The following is a 13,403-nucleotide window of genomic DNA, read 5'->3' as shown; positions in this document are numbered from 1 at the left end:
CGCTCCGGTGACGGCTCATCGCCGCTCCCGGTCGGTGACTACTCGCCGGCCAGCGCCTCCGCCAGGTCCTCCAGGGCCGCGACCATCTGCCGCGCCCCCGCCCGTACGACCGGATCGGCCGACGCCTCCGCCGCGTCCAGCGCCGCCCGCACGTCGTCCCACCGGGGCACGCGCCGCTCCCGCACGTCCGCGGCGCCCCGCTCCACCGCCCCGCGCAGCGCCCCGGCCAGCGCGGCGGCCCCCGGCGAAGGGGCGGCCGACCGGTCCGGCAGGTGCGCCTCCAGCACCATCGCGGCCCGCGCGAACCGGCCGACCGCCGCCCCCGCCGCGTCGGCCGCCGCCCGCGACAGCCCCCGGTGCCGCACCGGTTCGTGCGCCGCCCGGTCCACCGCGTCCCGCCACGCCGCACGGGCGGCCCGCGCGTCCAGCAGCGCCTCGCGCACCGCGCCCGTAGGCGGCCGGCCCGGCCGCGCGTACCGCTCCAGCACCTCGTCGGCGTACCGCGCCGCCGCCGCCAGCCAGTCGGCGAGCCGGCCCCGCAGCCGCGGCGTCTCCCACGCCGGGTACAGGGCGTACGACAGCATCGCGAGGACCCCGCCCAGCAGCGTCAGCACCACCCGCTCCGGGACGGTCTGCGTCCACTGCTCGCCCGCCATGCCGAGCAGGAACACGACGTACGCCGAGAGGAACACCTGCATCGGCGCCTGCCCGGCCCGCAGCAGCAGGTACGTCAGGAACGCGGCGCCGATCGCCAGCCCCGCCGACGTGTACGCGCCCGGGTCCGCCAGCCGCAGCACCCCCGTCGCCAGCGCCACCCCCACGAGCGTCCCGGCGAACCGCGCCACCGAACGGGCGTACGTCTGGCCGAAGTCCGGCCGCATCGACATGACGGCGGCGAGCGGCGCCCAGTACCCGTGCCCGAACGGCAGCACCGTCCCCAGCAGGTACCCGGCCGTGGCCACCGCCGCCACCCGCACCGCGTGCCGCAGATACGGCGAGTCCGGGCGCCGCGCCTCGGCCCTGATCTCCCGTACGGCGCCGGGGACCAGGCTCCACAGGCGCGGCTGCGCCCGCAGCTCCTCCGGCCCCGGCCGCCTCCCCGTGGGCGTCGCCGTCTCCATGACGTCCTTCAGGAGCGCGGCGAGCCGGGCGGCGGCCCGCCGGGCGGGTGCCGTCTCCAGGACGTCCGCGGTGTCCGGGGTGCGCAGCGCGGCGAGGGCGCCGGGCGGCACGTCGAGCCCCTCGCCGCGCCGTACCGCGCGGGCCGCCGCGTCCAGCACCGCCCCGGCCGCCTCCAGCAGCTCCCACACCCGGTCGCGGCCGGGGCCCTCCGGGGGCACGCCCACCGCCGGGTCGGCCAGCGAGGCCAGGACGGGGCGGATCCGCTCCGCCAGCCCGCGCGTGCCGTGCAGCTCGCCGGGGCGGCGGCGGGCCTGCCGGGGCGTGACGGCCGCGGCGCTGCGGGCGGTCATCAGCGGGACCGGGTCGAACGGCGCGTACGGGTCCTGGCGCAGCCGCCGCGCGTAGTCCGCGACGGCCGCCAGCGCGTCGGCGAGCGCGTCCCGCTGCGGGCCCCAGCGCCGTACGGGGAAGAGCACGATCAGCGCGGCCTGCACCACCCCGCCCGCCGCGATCACCGCCGCGTGCACGGCCGCGTCCCCGACCGAGGTCGGCAGGGTCACCGTGACCAGCATGATCGCCACATTGGACGAGGCGATCAGGCCGACGGCCGGCCCCGCCGTCCACGCCAGACCGGACAGGAACGTCCACACCCCGAGCAGCGCCAGGAACCACACGAGGTGGCCGCCGCACACATAGCCGAGGAACGTGGAGACGGCGAGGGTCAGCCCGGAGACCAGCGCCAGCGTCGGGCGCGGCCGCCAGGTCCGCTGGAACGTGGCCATCGCCGCCTGGAACGCGCCGAACGCCGAGCTGGCCGCCATCGCCGGACCGCCCAGGGCGGCGCTCACCAGCACCACCAGCGCCAGCCCCGCGGCGGCGCGCAGGGCGACGAGCGGCTCCAGCCGCCGCCGCTCGACCGCGAGACCCGTGCGGGCGGTCTCCTTCAGGGCGCGCAGCCAGGTCATGGCGCCGAGAGTAGGCCGTCCCCGCGCCCCGGCCGGGTCGTCGCGCCGGGGTGTGTCGTGCGCCGCGTCCGGCGCGGGGCCCCCGGGGCCCGTGGCGGCGGGGCGGCCGGGCCGGGGCGCCGGGCGGTACACGCGCCGGTCGGCGGGTACCCGGATCGCCCATCGCACCGACCTGGGAGGCAGCATGAACGACCGGACGTCACGCGACCGTGCCCGCGAGCGGAGCACCGAGGCCCCCGGCGCCGGTTCGGGCACCGAGGACACCGCGCACCACCGCGACGTGCCCGGCACGGCGAGCACCGCGGAGGGCTACCGGCCCGACGAGGGCACGGCGGCCGGGGAGCAGCTCGCCGGCGTCGAGAAGCAGCCGGAGGACGACGACCGGGAGGCCTGAGGGGCCCGGGCGGAACTTCCGGCTTTCGCGTGCGGAACGCGGAGAACCGGCGCGGAAAGCGCGAAAACGCGGCCGGGGCGCAACCTTTCGCGGTCCGGGGCTGTCGAACCCCGTGACCGACGAAGGGGGACCTGAGGCATGATCACTGTCCGGCGCCGGCCCGCCATGCTCGCGGCGGGCACGGCCGCGCTCGCCGTGTTCGCGGTCTGCGTCCACGCGGCGGCCTCGGAGCGGTCGGAGCGCGTCGACACACGGGGCTACCGCCTGGCCCCGCCCCGCTCGGTGGGCGGGATGCCGCAGAAGCGGAGCTTCGGGGACACCTACGTCGGCGTCGTGGACTGCGAAGGCCAGCCCTCCGACGCCGACTGCCACCAGGCGCAGACCGAGGTGTGGGGCATCGGCATCACCCCGCGCGACGCGCACCGCATCATCGCCGGGGCCACCGGCACGGGCGCCGACTACCGGCGGGGGGAGCCCGGCGCGGTGGGCAGCCGGTACCTCGCCTTCCGAGGACTCCAGGGGCCCGTGCCCGACCCCGAGGCGGCGCTGCGCCGCATGGTCCTGTCCATCAGCCGCGACGAGCAGCCGGTCTTCGGCGACTACGGCGTCCGGTGGGCCGGCCCCTTCCGGCCCTTCCCGCTGAGCGGGTACGACAGGGCGGTCATGGAGTGCCGTCAGGGCGAGTACCGGCACACCAGCGTGTACGACGGTTCCGTCACGCGGATCCCGCGTTCCCTGTGCGTCTGGGCCGACCGCGGCACCGTCGCCGCGACGGAGTCGAACGTGTCCGTGCGGGAGCTGGCGAAGCTGACGGCCGAACTGCACCGCACGGCACGTGTGAAGGGGAAGTGACGGCCTAGCGGGCCGTGACCCTGAAGGTCTCCAGGGACCCGTCGGCCGCGTCGGGCACGAGCATGCCGGCGGCGACCCCGCTGCGCAGGTAGTCGACCACCTCGCGGGTGATGACCTCGCCCGGCGCGACGGCCGGTACGCCGGGCGGGTAGGGGCTGATCGTCTCGGCGGAGATCCGGCCCGCGGCCTTCTCCGCCGGCACGTGCTCGGCCTCCCCGAAGAACGCGTCGCGCGGCAGCATCGCCTGCTCCAGTTCCAGCGCGCCGGGCTGCGGCAGCGCCACCGGGTGGGGCCGCTCGATCGTGCCCGCGCCGTCCACGAGGGCGCGCAGCGCGTCGCACAGCACCTGCTCGGTCCGGTCGTCGTCCGCGTGCGTCAGGATGGCGCTGATCCGGCAGGTGTCGGCCGCGCCGATGTCGACATGGCGCTCGGCGCGCAGCCACTCGGCGGCCTGCATGCCGCTGACGCCCAGCTCCCGCACATCGATGGTGATCTTCAGCGGGTCGATCTCCGCCGCGAGGCCCTCCCGGACGATCTCGTCGCCCATGAGCCGCAGCCCCGGCAGGCCCGTGACCAGCTCGCGCACACGGCCGGCGCGCCGCAGCGCCGCCTCCAGCAGGTCATGGCCCTGCTCGACCATCTGCCGCCGCCACCCGTCGAGCGTCGCGTACACCAGCGACGACGAGCTGGTCGTGCCGAGCAGGTCCTCCCGCTGCTGGAGCACCTCCGGCGACACCCGGTCGCCCTGGAGGTGGAAGACGGAGCTCTGCTCGATCGCGCCGCCCATCTTGTGGACGCTCGTGACGACCAGGTCGGCTTCCGCGTCCATGCCCCACGCGGGCAGCGCCGGGTGGAACGGCAGATGCGCGCCCCACGCCTCGTCCACGATGAGCGGCACGTCACGGTCGTGGCACACCTCCGCCACGCCCCGGATGTCGGCGCACGAGCCCCAGTCGGTGGGCGTGATCAGCAGCATGCCCTTGGCGTCGGGGTGGGCCTCCAGGGCGCGGCGCACGTCGTCGGGCTCCGGCGGGTGGGCCAGGTGCCTGTCCGCGTCCCACTTGGGGTGGACCCACACCGGCTGGACGCCGTTGACGATCACCGCGGCGATCACCGACTTGTGGGCGTTGCGGGAGATCAGCAGCTTCTCGCCCGGCCCGGCCACCGCCAGCATGGCCGTCTTGACCGACAGGGAGCTGCCGCACGTCGAGAAGAACGCGTGGTCGGCCCCGACGGCGTCCGCCATCAGCTCCTGCGCCTGCGCCAGCACGCCCTGCGACTCGCGCCGGTCGTCCAGCCCGTTCAGCGACAGCACGTCCGCCCGGAACAGCCCGTCGCCGAGGATCTCCCGTACCCGCGGGTCCGTCCCGCGCCCCTGCTTGTGCCCCGGCGGGCCGTACACGACGTCCCCGCGCCGGCGGAACTCCTCCAGCGCCTCCAGGACCGGCACCCGAGAGTGATCCATGAGCCGTCTCTCCTTGTCCGCGTTCGTACGGGTCCCCGCAGGGGTCCGTGTCTTCCTCAGGCCGCTCCCGGCGGCGGGGAGGTCGCCTCCGGGTACCCCGATCCGGCCGGTCCGTGCCCCGGCCCGGAGCCGGCCCCGCGGCCGGTCCTGCGGTCGGCCCCGCGGCCGGTCCCGGCGGGGGCCGTCACAGAAGGGGCCCGAGCGGCCCCAGGTCGATGTTCAGATCCTCCGGTTCCAGGCCGAAGCGGGTCCGCAGCACCTCCATGCGGTCCTCCAGCAGCATCAGCGTCATGCCGATCCGCTCCTCCTGGTCCTCGGTCAGCTCCCCGCCCTCGACGCGGCGCAGCGCCTGCCGTTCCATCAGCTGCCGCAGCAGCTCGATCACGGTGAGGACGAGCCGGGCGAGGTCCCGCTCGACGGAGTCGGGGTCCAGCTCGACACGCCGGCGCGGCTCGTTCTCCGGCCGGCGGCGTGGCTCCACCTCCTCGTGGTCCTCCCCGGGGCGGCACGGCTCCTCGTGGCGGCCCGGACCGGTCGGCGCGGGCGGCCGCGGGGGACCGGTCCGCGCGGACTGTTCGCCACCGTTCACACCAACCGCCCCCACGGCGCGGGCATCTCGTCGTCGACAGCGCTGATCAGCGCCTTCAGATCGACGCGTACGAGGTCGACGTCCGCGATGCTCAGCGTCAGATCGCCGGTCAGGACGACCCCGCCCGCGAGCAGCCGGTCCAGCAGGTCCACGAGGGCGACCCTGCGGTGCTCATCGCTCACGCGGCGCCCTCCTCCCGCCGCTCCCGGTCCCGCGCGGCGTCCTCCTCGGCGATCCCGGCGAACGAGTACGCCGCCCACGGCCCGGTCAGCTCGACGCGCACCCCGTCCGCCTGCGCCATGTCGCCGGTCAGCGCCACGAACCCCTCGGCCCGCTCGCGCGGCACGAGGTAGGCGGCGTTCAGGACGTTCACCCCGCCCGTGTCCCCGGCCAGCCGGGGATTCTGCGGCGGATGGAGGACCGCCGCCTCGGCGTACCCGGACAGCCGCTCGTGGAGCGTCCGGCCCACCTCGTCGGCGCGGCGCCGGCCCTCCTTGCGGCCGTCGCGCTCCCGCAGCCTGCGCCGCAGGTAGTCGCGCCCGCCGACCGCGCCGGACGCCGCCTCGGAGGAGGCCGGACGCCGGGCGGGCGGCTGCTCCGCGTACACCTTCACCCCCCACTCGACCCGTCCGTCGATCCGCTCCAGGGCCCGTACGAACCGGTCGTGGCCCTCCTCGAGGAGGCGCCGTACACCGCTGTCGTCGCGGCACACCGTGGCGAGCCGCAGCGGCAGGGGAGAGGTGAGGGCGGTGAGCGACGCCAGCACGGCGTCGTGGCCGCGCGCGGTGGCGGCCAGCCAGTCGAGGTCCTCCAGCCGGGCGCGCAGCGGGCCCTCGTCGAATGCCTCGGCGGGGACCGCGTCCACCACGGCGACCAGGTCGCCGTGGTGGAGCAGCCGGGGCGGTTCGCCGGTGATCCCGGCGGCGCCCTCGGGGAGGACGCCGTCGAAGGGACGGCACACGGCGTACACGTACCGCAGGGGCGCGGGGGTGGTGGTCATGCCGTACGCTCCTCCAGTTCGGCGAGGCGGCGCCGCAGTTCCTCGTTCTCGCTCGCCAGCGAGTCCCGGCGGGCGTGCGAGGAGAGCGCCGGGTCGTGGCGCCACCAGTCGATGCCCATCTCCTCGGCGCGCTCCACCGAGGCGACGACGAGCCGCAGTTTGATGGTCAGCAGTTCGATGTCGAGCAGGTTGATGCGGATGTCGCCCGCGATGACGACGCCCTTGTCGAGGACGCGTTCGAGGATGTCCGCGAGGTTCGCGCCCCCGCCGCCGGACGCGTACGGTGCGGGTGTGGCGCCTGGGGTCGTCATGGGCCGTCGCTCCCTTTCTCCAGTCGGTCGAGGAGTTCGTCCTCCAGCCGGTCGAACGTCTCCTCGTCGATCTCGCCCGCCTCCAGCCGCTCGGTGAGGCGGGCGAGTTCACGGCGGACGGCGGCCGGGTCGTAGTACTGCCGCTCCGCCTCGTCCACCACCTGCCGCAGCACCCAGGCGGTGCCGCGCAGGGGTGCGGCGGGCAGCAGGAGCAGCTCTCCCAGCAGGCCCACCGCTACTCCACGAAGCTGTACGGCGGGAGCGGCCCGTTCACCTGCAGCACCAGATGGCCGTGCTCCTTCGCGAGCGCGTCCACCGCGTCCGTGAAGTGGCCGGCGCGGTCCCGCTCGACCAGGAACGACAGGTTCGCCAGCCGGCCGCTGCCCTCGGGTCCGGGCCGGCACTCGACCGCCGCCTTCTCCAGGGCCTCCTGCACCAGGACCGCGTCCCGCGCCTCCCGGTGCTTCACGGCCGCCGCGACCCGCTCGCCGAGCGCGAGCTTCTGCTCGTACGTGCCGCCGCCGCCCGCCCGCTGGTCCTGGCTCAGCGCCCGCAGTTCCGGGTTGTCGATGAGCACCTGGTGCAGGACCGCCTCCTCGTCGTGGACGGCCTTCACGTTGTACTCGGCCTTCCCGTCGAGGCTGTCGAGCCGCTCCAGGTAGTGCGCCTCACGCTCGCGCAGGACGGCCCGCACGGCGTCGTCGTCGGAGGAGACCCCGCCGAACCGCAGGGGCAGCACCGTGCCGTCCTGGCCGGCCGCGGCCAGCACGTTCTGGTGGGCGAGCAGGTCGCGCCGCTTGGGCCGCAGCTCCTCGGGCGCGTCGCTGACGATCGCCGCCAGCCCGCCCTCGGTGAGGACCCGTACGGTGCCGGGCGGGTCGCCCACCCCGTCGGCCTTCTCCGGGAGCGCGGTGAGCCCCGGGTGCGAGGCGCGGGTGATGCCGTAGACGTAGGTGCTCACTTCTCCTGCTCCTCCTCTTCCTTCTTCTGCTGCCGGGACGACGAGCGGCCGAGCGTCTCGGACACCGTCTGGGCCGCGCCCTGCAGGGCGCCCTTGGTCTTGCCGCGCGCGCCGGACTGGCTCACGCCGTCCACGACGTCGGTGAGCTGGGCCGGGGCCTTGCGGCCGGATTCGAGGTCGAGGCGGTTGCACGCCTCGGCGAAGCGCAGATACGTGTCGACGCTGGCGACGACGACGCGGACGTCGACCTTGAGGATCTCGATGCCGACGAGCGAGACGCGGACGAACGCGTCGATGACGAGCCCGCGGTCGAGGACGAGTTCCAGGACGTCGTACAGGCCACTGGTGCCGCCGGAGCCTCCCGACGTGGCGCGGGTGGTCTCAACGGTCATGATGTACCGCCTTTCTGACGTAGGGTCAGCGGTCGGATCGTTCGTGCTCGTTGTTTCGGTCGCCCCCGTTGCCGGGTGCGCTGCCGCGCGGCTGTCCGATGGCGCGGCGGACCCGGTTCATGCGGTGGGCCCGGTTGTGTGCGGGACCCGGTTCGTTCGGTGGCTCGGTTCGTGCGGTGGGTCCGGTTGTGCGGTGGACCCGGTTCGTTGGGGGGCCCGGCGGCCGGTCGCCCGGTCGTCGGGGTGGGCCCGGTGGTGTGCGGCGCGGACCTGGCCGGAGGACGTCCGGCGGCCCGGCCGCACCGCTCAGCGGGCCCGGTCGTCCGCGCGGCCGCGCTCGTAGCGGCGCACGCGGCGGTACCCGGTGAGGGCACCGTCCTCGTCGAGCTCCACCTCGTACGAGGCGAGCAGGCTCGTCGTGTCGGGGATGCGGGCCAGCTCGACCACCTCGACGGTCAACCGCCAGCCTTCGTCCAGCCGTTGGAACGAGGACACCGACTCGGGCTCGCGCCCGGTGAGTTGGGCGAGCTGCTCGCAGGCGAGCCGCAGGGTTTCGGTTGCGTTGGCCATGACCGCCTCCGGGTTGCCGTACTCCTGACGCGCGAAACATGGGGGGTGACGCAGAGGCGGCGGCATCCCCTTCGGGGAGCCGCCGCCGTTGGGTGCGTCAGGCGTGTCGGCGCGGTCGGTCGGCGCCGGTGAACAGCCGGTACAGGGCGAGGAGGATCACCGAACCGATGATGGCCGCGATCCAGGTGGAGAGGTCGAAGAACCCGTCGATGGAGTCGACACCGAAGATGACCTTGCCCAGCCACCCGCCCAGGAGACCACCGGCTATACCGATGAGCATCGTGATGATGATGCCGCCCGGGTCGCGACCCGGCATCAGGGCCTTGGCGATCATGCCGGCGAGCAGGCCGATGAGAATCCACGCGATGATGCCCATGAGGGCCTCCTACCGTCGTTTGCTGACAATTGCCTCGTAACCCCCGCATTTACCGATCCGGCGATTCCAAACCCTTGGCCAGAGGAACGGTCTCTTACCGCACGACTGGCTGGCATGTGCCTCTTTGGGCACTTTCGGCATGCGGAGCCGTCGGGACCGTTTCAATGCGGTGGTGACGGTCAGGCGCATTCAGTACGCGGTCGTGCGTACCGGAGGACCGTGTACCCAGCGACGAGCGAAGGAGACTTCCGTGCAGGACTGGCGACAGTCGGCCGCGTGCCGAGACGAGGACCCGGAGCTGTTCTTCCCCGTGGGCACCAGCGGGCCCGCCGTGATGCAGGCGGAGGAGGCCAAGCGGATCTGCGCCCGCTGCCCGGTGCGCGAGCAGTGCCTCCAGTGGGCGCTGGACGCCGGGCAGGACTTCGGCGTGTGGGGCGGCACCAGTGAGGACGAGCGCCGCACGCTGCGCCGCCGCGCGGCCCGCGCCGCCCGCCGGACGGCCGGTTGACCGGCCGGCCGGACCGCGCGGCGCGGCCCGCCGGCCGGGCCGAGGCGCGCCGGAGCGCCCGGCGCGGCGACGGCCCGGCGGCACGAGCGGTCCTGTGGTGCGGCGGCAGGCCGCGAAGACGGGCGGCCGGTCAGCGCGGCGCGGCCCGGTGCGCCGTACCGGTCAGGCCGGGGCGAGGGGCAGCGCGGCCGCGACCGCGTTGCGCTCCTTGCGGCACATCAGCGGGAAGATGATCCGCAGCCCCTCGTCGCTGTCCGGGGAGGACACGACGAACGACGAGTTCAGGACACGTTCCTTGATCTCGGACCGTACGAGACCGGCGCGGGGCACCGTCAGCACCAGCCCCTTGGGCTTGGCGAACACCGGGTCCGCCTCGAAGACGAACAGGCGGTGGCCGGTCATCCCCAGGTACATGGGGACGCGGGCCGGTACCACCGCCATGGCCCCGCCGCTCACCAGCGCGGACGCAGCCGCGAACGCCGCCGTGCGGCGCACGGACACCGGGTTCAGATTCACGATGGCCGTCACCTCGACCCGCTCGCCGGGTTCGAGCAGGGGGTCGATGGCGGCCAGCAGCAGCCGGCGGCGCTTTGCGTTCACGGGGTGGTGCTCCTCGACAGGGGGCCACGAGTGGCTGAAATGCGTCGGCACACCCTGCCACACCGTCACCGGGTCAGTGTGACCGGGTGACGCAGAACGGCTGGCCCGACGGGTCGAGCAGTACCGTCCATCCGTCACCGCCCGGCTGGAAGTCGGGCTTCGTCGCGCCCAGCGCGAGCAGCCGCTCCACGGTGGCCGGGATGTCGTCGAAGACCAGGTCGAGATGGAACGGCAGTTCCTCCCGCGGCCAGTCGGGGCACCGGAACGTCTCAGCGGTGTGGAAGAAGCACGTCGTCTCGCCGACCGGGAGGAAGACGGCCCTCACCTTCCCGCTTTCGTCGGCGTACTCCTCACCCACCTCGCCGCCCAGCGCCGCCGCGTAGAACCCGGCCAGTTCCTTGGCGTCCGGCGCCCAGATGGCGGGTCCGCCGATCCTTCCGAGAAGCCCCATGACATACCTCCTGACAGTGCACCAACAGAGTCGAGGGGCGGCGCACGCGTCGGGCACCGCCCCGCCGGGGAACGTAAGCGCCGTTGCGGTCAGCCACTGTCCTCGACCTGTCGAGCGCGGGCAGGGACATGGGGGAGCGGCCCCAGGTGCGCGCGTCGGCCGAACAGTCCGCGCGAAGCCCGCATCCGGGGCCCTTACGGCCGCGCGTGCCCCGGCAGGGTGAGGATCTCGGCCCCGTCCTCGGTGATGGCGATCGTGTGCTCGCTGTGGGCCGTCCGGCAGCCCGTCGCGCTGCGCAGCGTCCACCCGTCGGCGTCGGTGACGAGTTGAGCGGTGTCCGCCATGACCCACGGTTCCAGCGCGAGCAGCAGACCGGGCCGCAGGGTGTATCCGCGGCCCGGCCGTCCGGTGTTCGCGACGTGGGGGTCCTGGTGCATCGTCGAGCCGATGCCGTGGCCTCCGTACTCGGTGTTGACCTGGTACCCCGCCTCGCGCAGCACCGTGCCGATGGCGTGCGAGACGTCGCCGACCCGCGCCCCGGGCCGGGCGGCGGCGATCCCCGCGGCCAGCGCGCGCTCGGTCGCGCCGATCAGCGCCACGCTCTCCGCCGGCCTCGCGGCGCCCACGAGGAAGCTGATGGCGGCGTCCGCGGCGACTCCGCCCCGGGAGACGGCGAGGTCGAGCGTCAGCAGATCGCCGTCGGCGAGCGTGTAGTCGTACGGCCGTCCGTGGAGCACCGCGTCGTTGACGCCGGTGCAGATGTAGTGGCCGAACGGTCCGCGGCCGAAGGACGGGGCGTAGTCGACGTAACAGGACGTGGCGCCCGCCTCCAGGATCATCTCCTTGGCCCACCGGTCGATGTCCAGCAGGTTTGTGCCGACCCGGCTGCGCTCCTCGAGCGCCTGGAGGATGTCGGCGACCAGCGCGCCGGTGTCCCTGGCGCGGGCCAGCAGGGTGGGGTTCAGGATCTCGATCACGGGCGTGCCCTTCTCATGCCGCCAATAAAAATACCGGCCATACTGTACCGGTACTAGAATCGGGGTCATGGTCAGGCTGCCGCTCACCGCCGAAGAGATCGAACGAGGACAGCGCCTCGGCGCCCTCCTGCGAAGGGCCAGGGGGGAGCGCTCGATGCTGGACATCGCGCTCGCCGCGCGCGTCTCACCGGAGACGCTCCGGAAGATCGAGACGGGTCGCGTCGCCACACCCGCCTTCCCGACGATCGCGGCGATCGCCGACGTCCTCGGCCTCTCCCTCGACGCGGTGTGGGCCGAGATCAGCCGCCCCGAGCACGGCAGCGCCCCGTCAGCGCCGGACCACCGCGCACCGGAGCGGCTGGCCTCCTGACCGGCTCCCGCCTCTAGCGGCACCTTGCGAGCGAGCGACGCCGCCGATGGGGGAGTCCTGACCCGCCCCCGCGACGACACGGCAGCCGAGGACCTGCGGAAGTCCCGGCCGCGGTACGGATCCCGGGAACGGACCGGCTCAGGGCCGGCGGGCGATGAACACGAACTCGCGGCCCGGCCGGTCAGGCGCGTCACGCACCTCGTCCACCACGAACCCCGCAGCCAGGAGGTCCGCCTCCACCTCCGCCCGCTCCCGGAACCGCAGCGTCGAATCCGACGTCAGGACGTCCCCGTCCACGCCCAGCACGGCCGTCCACCGGAACGTCACCAGCGGCAGGTCCACGGAGAGCAGGTCCAGCCAGCTCTCCACCGGCCCCACACCGGGCACGTCCGTCACGCCGTACGTGGCCTGCCGGTTCCACCCCTCCCAGGCGCGCCGGGCCGGGACACGGGTCTCGAACACCAGCCGCCCGCCGGACCGCAGCGCCGCGTACGCCCCGCGCAGCGTGCCCCGCCAGTCCACCGGGTCCACGATGGCCTGCGCGACGTTCGCCGTCATCGTGACCAGGTCCACCCGAAGCGGCGGCAGGGCCGTCGCGTCACCGTGGAGCCACCGCACCCGCCCGCCGCCCGCCTTGCCGCGCGCCACGGCGAGGGACGCCTCGGCGGGATCCACCCCCACCACGCCGACACCCCGGTCGGCCAGCATCAACGCGAACACCCCGGTACCGCACCCGATGTCCAGCACCCGCCGCGCCCCGAACTCCTCGGCGATCCGGACGTACACGTCCAGGTCGCTCCGGTCGGGGTCGAGCGGGTCGTACAGCGCGGCGAGCCGCGGATTCTCGAACGCCTCGTCAGCCATGCCCGCGACGCTACGCACCGGCGCCAGCGAGGCCAACGCGTTTTCCGGCGCGGCACCGGACCCGCGCCCGCACTGCCCGCACCGGCCCGGTGGCGCGAGCCGGTGCGCTCCTGCGCCCCGCGCCGCGTCACACGCGGTCGAAGCGGCCGATGACCTGCCGGAGTTCCCGGGCGCTGCGACGTGACAAGGCGTGCGTCACGGCGTCGAGGAGAGCGCGGGCTTCGAGCGGGTCGCCGCAGCAGTACCAGTGCGCGTTCCCGTACGCGTCGTCGTGCCACAGCTCGCGTTCGGGACGGCGCGCGTAGTCCTTCCAGAGGCGCAGGGCCGCGCCGACGTCTCCGGGTCGCAGTTGACCGCGGGTGCGTTCGAGGCGGGAGATCTCGGACAGCGCACGCGAGGACAGGCCGTCGACGACGGGGCTCGCATCTGGCGTCCGGTGGCGGGGCAGGCCCGCCCGGACGCGTCCTGGCCGCCTACGCGGCATGGGCCTTTCGGTTCATCGTCATGCGGCACATGGTGCCACCGAATCACACAGTGCCTCGAACGGAATTCGCCGCTCGGGCGTACCAGGGGCGCCGTCCCCTGGCACCGTCCCCTGCGCAGGCGGGCTCCCACGCGCCCGCCGCGGACCGGCCC

Annotated in this window: 20 protein-coding genes; 4 read left to right on the top strand and 16 right to left on the bottom strand. The window is 74.5% G+C overall.

Annotated features, from left to right (window positions below):
* Nucleotides 1–38 precede the first annotated feature (38 nt).
* Nucleotides 39–2,087 (bottom strand): FUSC family protein, encoded by a 2,049-nt coding sequence (locus ACSUPT_RS00995; RefSeq protein WP_436943209.1) that lies wholly within the window; start codon nucleotides 2,085–2,087, stop codon nucleotides 39–41.
* 184 nt (nucleotides 2,088–2,271) lie between these two features.
* Here ACSUPT_RS00995 and ACSUPT_RS00990 point away from each other — a divergent pair, with 184 nt between their 5' ends.
* Nucleotides 2,272–2,481, top strand: coding sequence for a hypothetical protein (locus ACSUPT_RS00990; RefSeq protein WP_403505435.1), 210 nt, complete (start codon nucleotides 2,272–2,274; stop codon nucleotides 2,479–2,481).
* 138 nt (nucleotides 2,482–2,619) lie between these two features.
* Nucleotides 2,620–3,333 (top strand): hypothetical protein, encoded by a 714-nt coding sequence (locus ACSUPT_RS00985; RefSeq protein ID WP_436943208.1) that lies wholly within the window; start codon nucleotides 2,620–2,622, stop codon nucleotides 3,331–3,333.
* A 4-nt stretch (nucleotides 3,334–3,337) separates the two neighbouring features.
* On the opposite strand, the gene ACSUPT_RS00980 is transcribed toward ACSUPT_RS00985, so the two are convergent.
* From ACSUPT_RS00980 to ACSUPT_RS00935, 10 genes are all read right to left on the bottom strand, one after another.
* Nucleotides 3,338–4,798, bottom strand: a complete 1,461-nt coding sequence (locus ACSUPT_RS00980; RefSeq protein WP_351965254.1) for an aminotransferase class I/II-fold pyridoxal phosphate-dependent enzyme — start codon at nucleotides 4,796–4,798, stop codon at nucleotides 3,338–3,340.
* Between the two features lie 184 nt (nucleotides 4,799–4,982).
* Entirely contained in the window at nucleotides 4,983–5,279 is a 297-nt protein-coding gene (locus tag ACSUPT_RS00975; protein WP_351965253.1) for a gas vesicle protein K, read from the bottom strand.
* A gap of 104 nt (nucleotides 5,280–5,383) precedes the next feature.
* Nucleotides 5,384–5,569, bottom strand: a complete 186-nt coding sequence (locus ACSUPT_RS00970; RefSeq protein ID WP_351965252.1) for a gas vesicle protein — start codon at nucleotides 5,567–5,569, stop codon at nucleotides 5,384–5,386.
* The gene (locus tag ACSUPT_RS00965; protein ID WP_436943207.1) at nucleotides 5,566–6,387 is read right to left on the bottom strand and encodes a GvpL/GvpF family gas vesicle protein; all 822 of its coding nucleotides are present in this window, start codon (nucleotides 6,385–6,387) and stop codon (nucleotides 5,566–5,568) included. The genes ACSUPT_RS00970 and ACSUPT_RS00965 overlap by 4 nt, the downstream gene beginning before the upstream one ends.
* Complete coding sequence (locus ACSUPT_RS00960; RefSeq protein WP_351965250.1) at nucleotides 6,384–6,698, bottom strand: gas vesicle protein; 315 nt, start codon at nucleotides 6,696–6,698, stop codon at nucleotides 6,384–6,386. The genes ACSUPT_RS00965 and ACSUPT_RS00960 overlap by 4 nt, the downstream gene beginning before the upstream one ends.
* On the bottom strand, nucleotides 6,695–6,931 hold the full coding sequence (locus ACSUPT_RS00955) for a gas vesicle protein GvpG (RefSeq protein ID WP_351965249.1): 237 nt from the start codon (nucleotides 6,929–6,931) through the stop codon (nucleotides 6,695–6,697). Before ACSUPT_RS00955 ends, ACSUPT_RS00960 begins: the two co-directional genes overlap by 4 nt.
* 2 nt (nucleotides 6,932–6,933) lie before the next feature.
* A complete protein-coding gene (locus ACSUPT_RS00950) occupies nucleotides 6,934–7,659 on the bottom strand; it encodes a GvpL/GvpF family gas vesicle protein (protein WP_351965248.1) in 726 nt (241 codons plus the stop codon).
* On the bottom strand, nucleotides 7,656–8,051 hold the full coding sequence (gene gvpJ / locus ACSUPT_RS00945) for a gas vesicle protein GvpJ (RefSeq protein ID WP_351965247.1): 396 nt from the start codon (nucleotides 8,049–8,051) through the stop codon (nucleotides 7,656–7,658). The genes ACSUPT_RS00950 and gvpJ overlap by 4 nt, the downstream gene beginning before the upstream one ends.
* Nucleotides 8,052–8,357: 306 nt before the next feature.
* The gene (locus tag ACSUPT_RS00940) at nucleotides 8,358–8,621 is read right to left on the bottom strand and encodes a gas vesicle protein (protein ID WP_351965246.1); all 264 of its coding nucleotides are present in this window, start codon (nucleotides 8,619–8,621) and stop codon (nucleotides 8,358–8,360) included.
* 97 nt (nucleotides 8,622–8,718) lie between these two features.
* On the bottom strand, nucleotides 8,719–8,997 hold the full coding sequence (locus tag ACSUPT_RS00935) for a GlsB/YeaQ/YmgE family stress response membrane protein (protein ID WP_351965245.1): 279 nt from the start codon (nucleotides 8,995–8,997) through the stop codon (nucleotides 8,719–8,721).
* A 250-nt stretch (nucleotides 8,998–9,247) separates the two neighbouring features.
* On the opposite strand from ACSUPT_RS00935, the gene ACSUPT_RS00930 reads away from it, so the two are divergent.
* Complete coding sequence (locus ACSUPT_RS00930; protein ID WP_351965244.1) at nucleotides 9,248–9,505, top strand: WhiB family transcriptional regulator; 258 nt, start codon at nucleotides 9,248–9,250, stop codon at nucleotides 9,503–9,505.
* A gap of 162 nt (nucleotides 9,506–9,667) precedes the next feature.
* On the opposite strand, the gene ACSUPT_RS00925 is transcribed toward ACSUPT_RS00930, so the two are convergent.
* The 3 genes from ACSUPT_RS00925 to map form a co-directional block, all read right to left on the bottom strand.
* Nucleotides 9,668–10,105 carry a hypothetical protein gene (locus tag ACSUPT_RS00925; RefSeq protein WP_361656970.1) on the bottom strand — a complete coding sequence of 146 codons (438 nt, stop codon included), beginning with the start codon at nucleotides 10,103–10,105 and terminating at the stop codon, nucleotides 9,668–9,670.
* Between the two features lie 73 nt (nucleotides 10,106–10,178).
* The gene (locus ACSUPT_RS00920) at nucleotides 10,179–10,556 is read right to left on the bottom strand and encodes a VOC family protein (protein ID WP_436943206.1); all 378 of its coding nucleotides are present in this window, start codon (nucleotides 10,554–10,556) and stop codon (nucleotides 10,179–10,181) included.
* A 194-nt stretch (nucleotides 10,557–10,750) separates the two neighbouring features.
* A complete protein-coding gene (gene map / locus ACSUPT_RS00915) occupies nucleotides 10,751–11,533 on the bottom strand; it encodes a type I methionyl aminopeptidase (RefSeq protein ID WP_361656964.1) in 783 nt (260 codons plus the stop codon).
* Between the two features lie 67 nt (nucleotides 11,534–11,600).
* On the opposite strand from map, the gene ACSUPT_RS00910 reads away from it, so the two are divergent.
* Nucleotides 11,601–11,903, top strand: a complete 303-nt coding sequence (locus ACSUPT_RS00910; RefSeq protein ID WP_351965240.1) for a helix-turn-helix domain-containing protein — start codon at nucleotides 11,601–11,603, stop codon at nucleotides 11,901–11,903.
* Between the two features lie 138 nt (nucleotides 11,904–12,041).
* Here the strand turns inward: ACSUPT_RS00910 and ACSUPT_RS00905 are convergent, their stop codons facing one another.
* Together ACSUPT_RS00905 and ACSUPT_RS00900 are read right to left on the bottom strand one after the other, a co-directional pair.
* Nucleotides 12,042–12,767 carry a class I SAM-dependent methyltransferase gene (locus ACSUPT_RS00905; RefSeq protein ID WP_436943204.1) on the bottom strand — a complete coding sequence of 242 codons (726 nt, stop codon included), beginning with the start codon at nucleotides 12,765–12,767 and terminating at the stop codon, nucleotides 12,042–12,044.
* Between the two features lie 127 nt (nucleotides 12,768–12,894).
* Nucleotides 12,895–13,251, bottom strand: a complete 357-nt coding sequence (locus ACSUPT_RS00900) for a hypothetical protein (RefSeq protein ID WP_436943203.1) — start codon at nucleotides 13,249–13,251, stop codon at nucleotides 12,895–12,897.
* Nucleotides 13,252–13,403 lie beyond the last annotated feature (152 nt).

Origin of the sequence: Streptomyces sp. SudanB25_2051 (assembly GCF_964272635.1) — a bacterium.
Taxonomy (GTDB): domain Bacteria; phylum Actinomycetota; class Actinomycetes; order Streptomycetales; family Streptomycetaceae; genus Streptomyces.
This window is presented reverse-complemented; position numbering and strand designations above follow the sequence as displayed.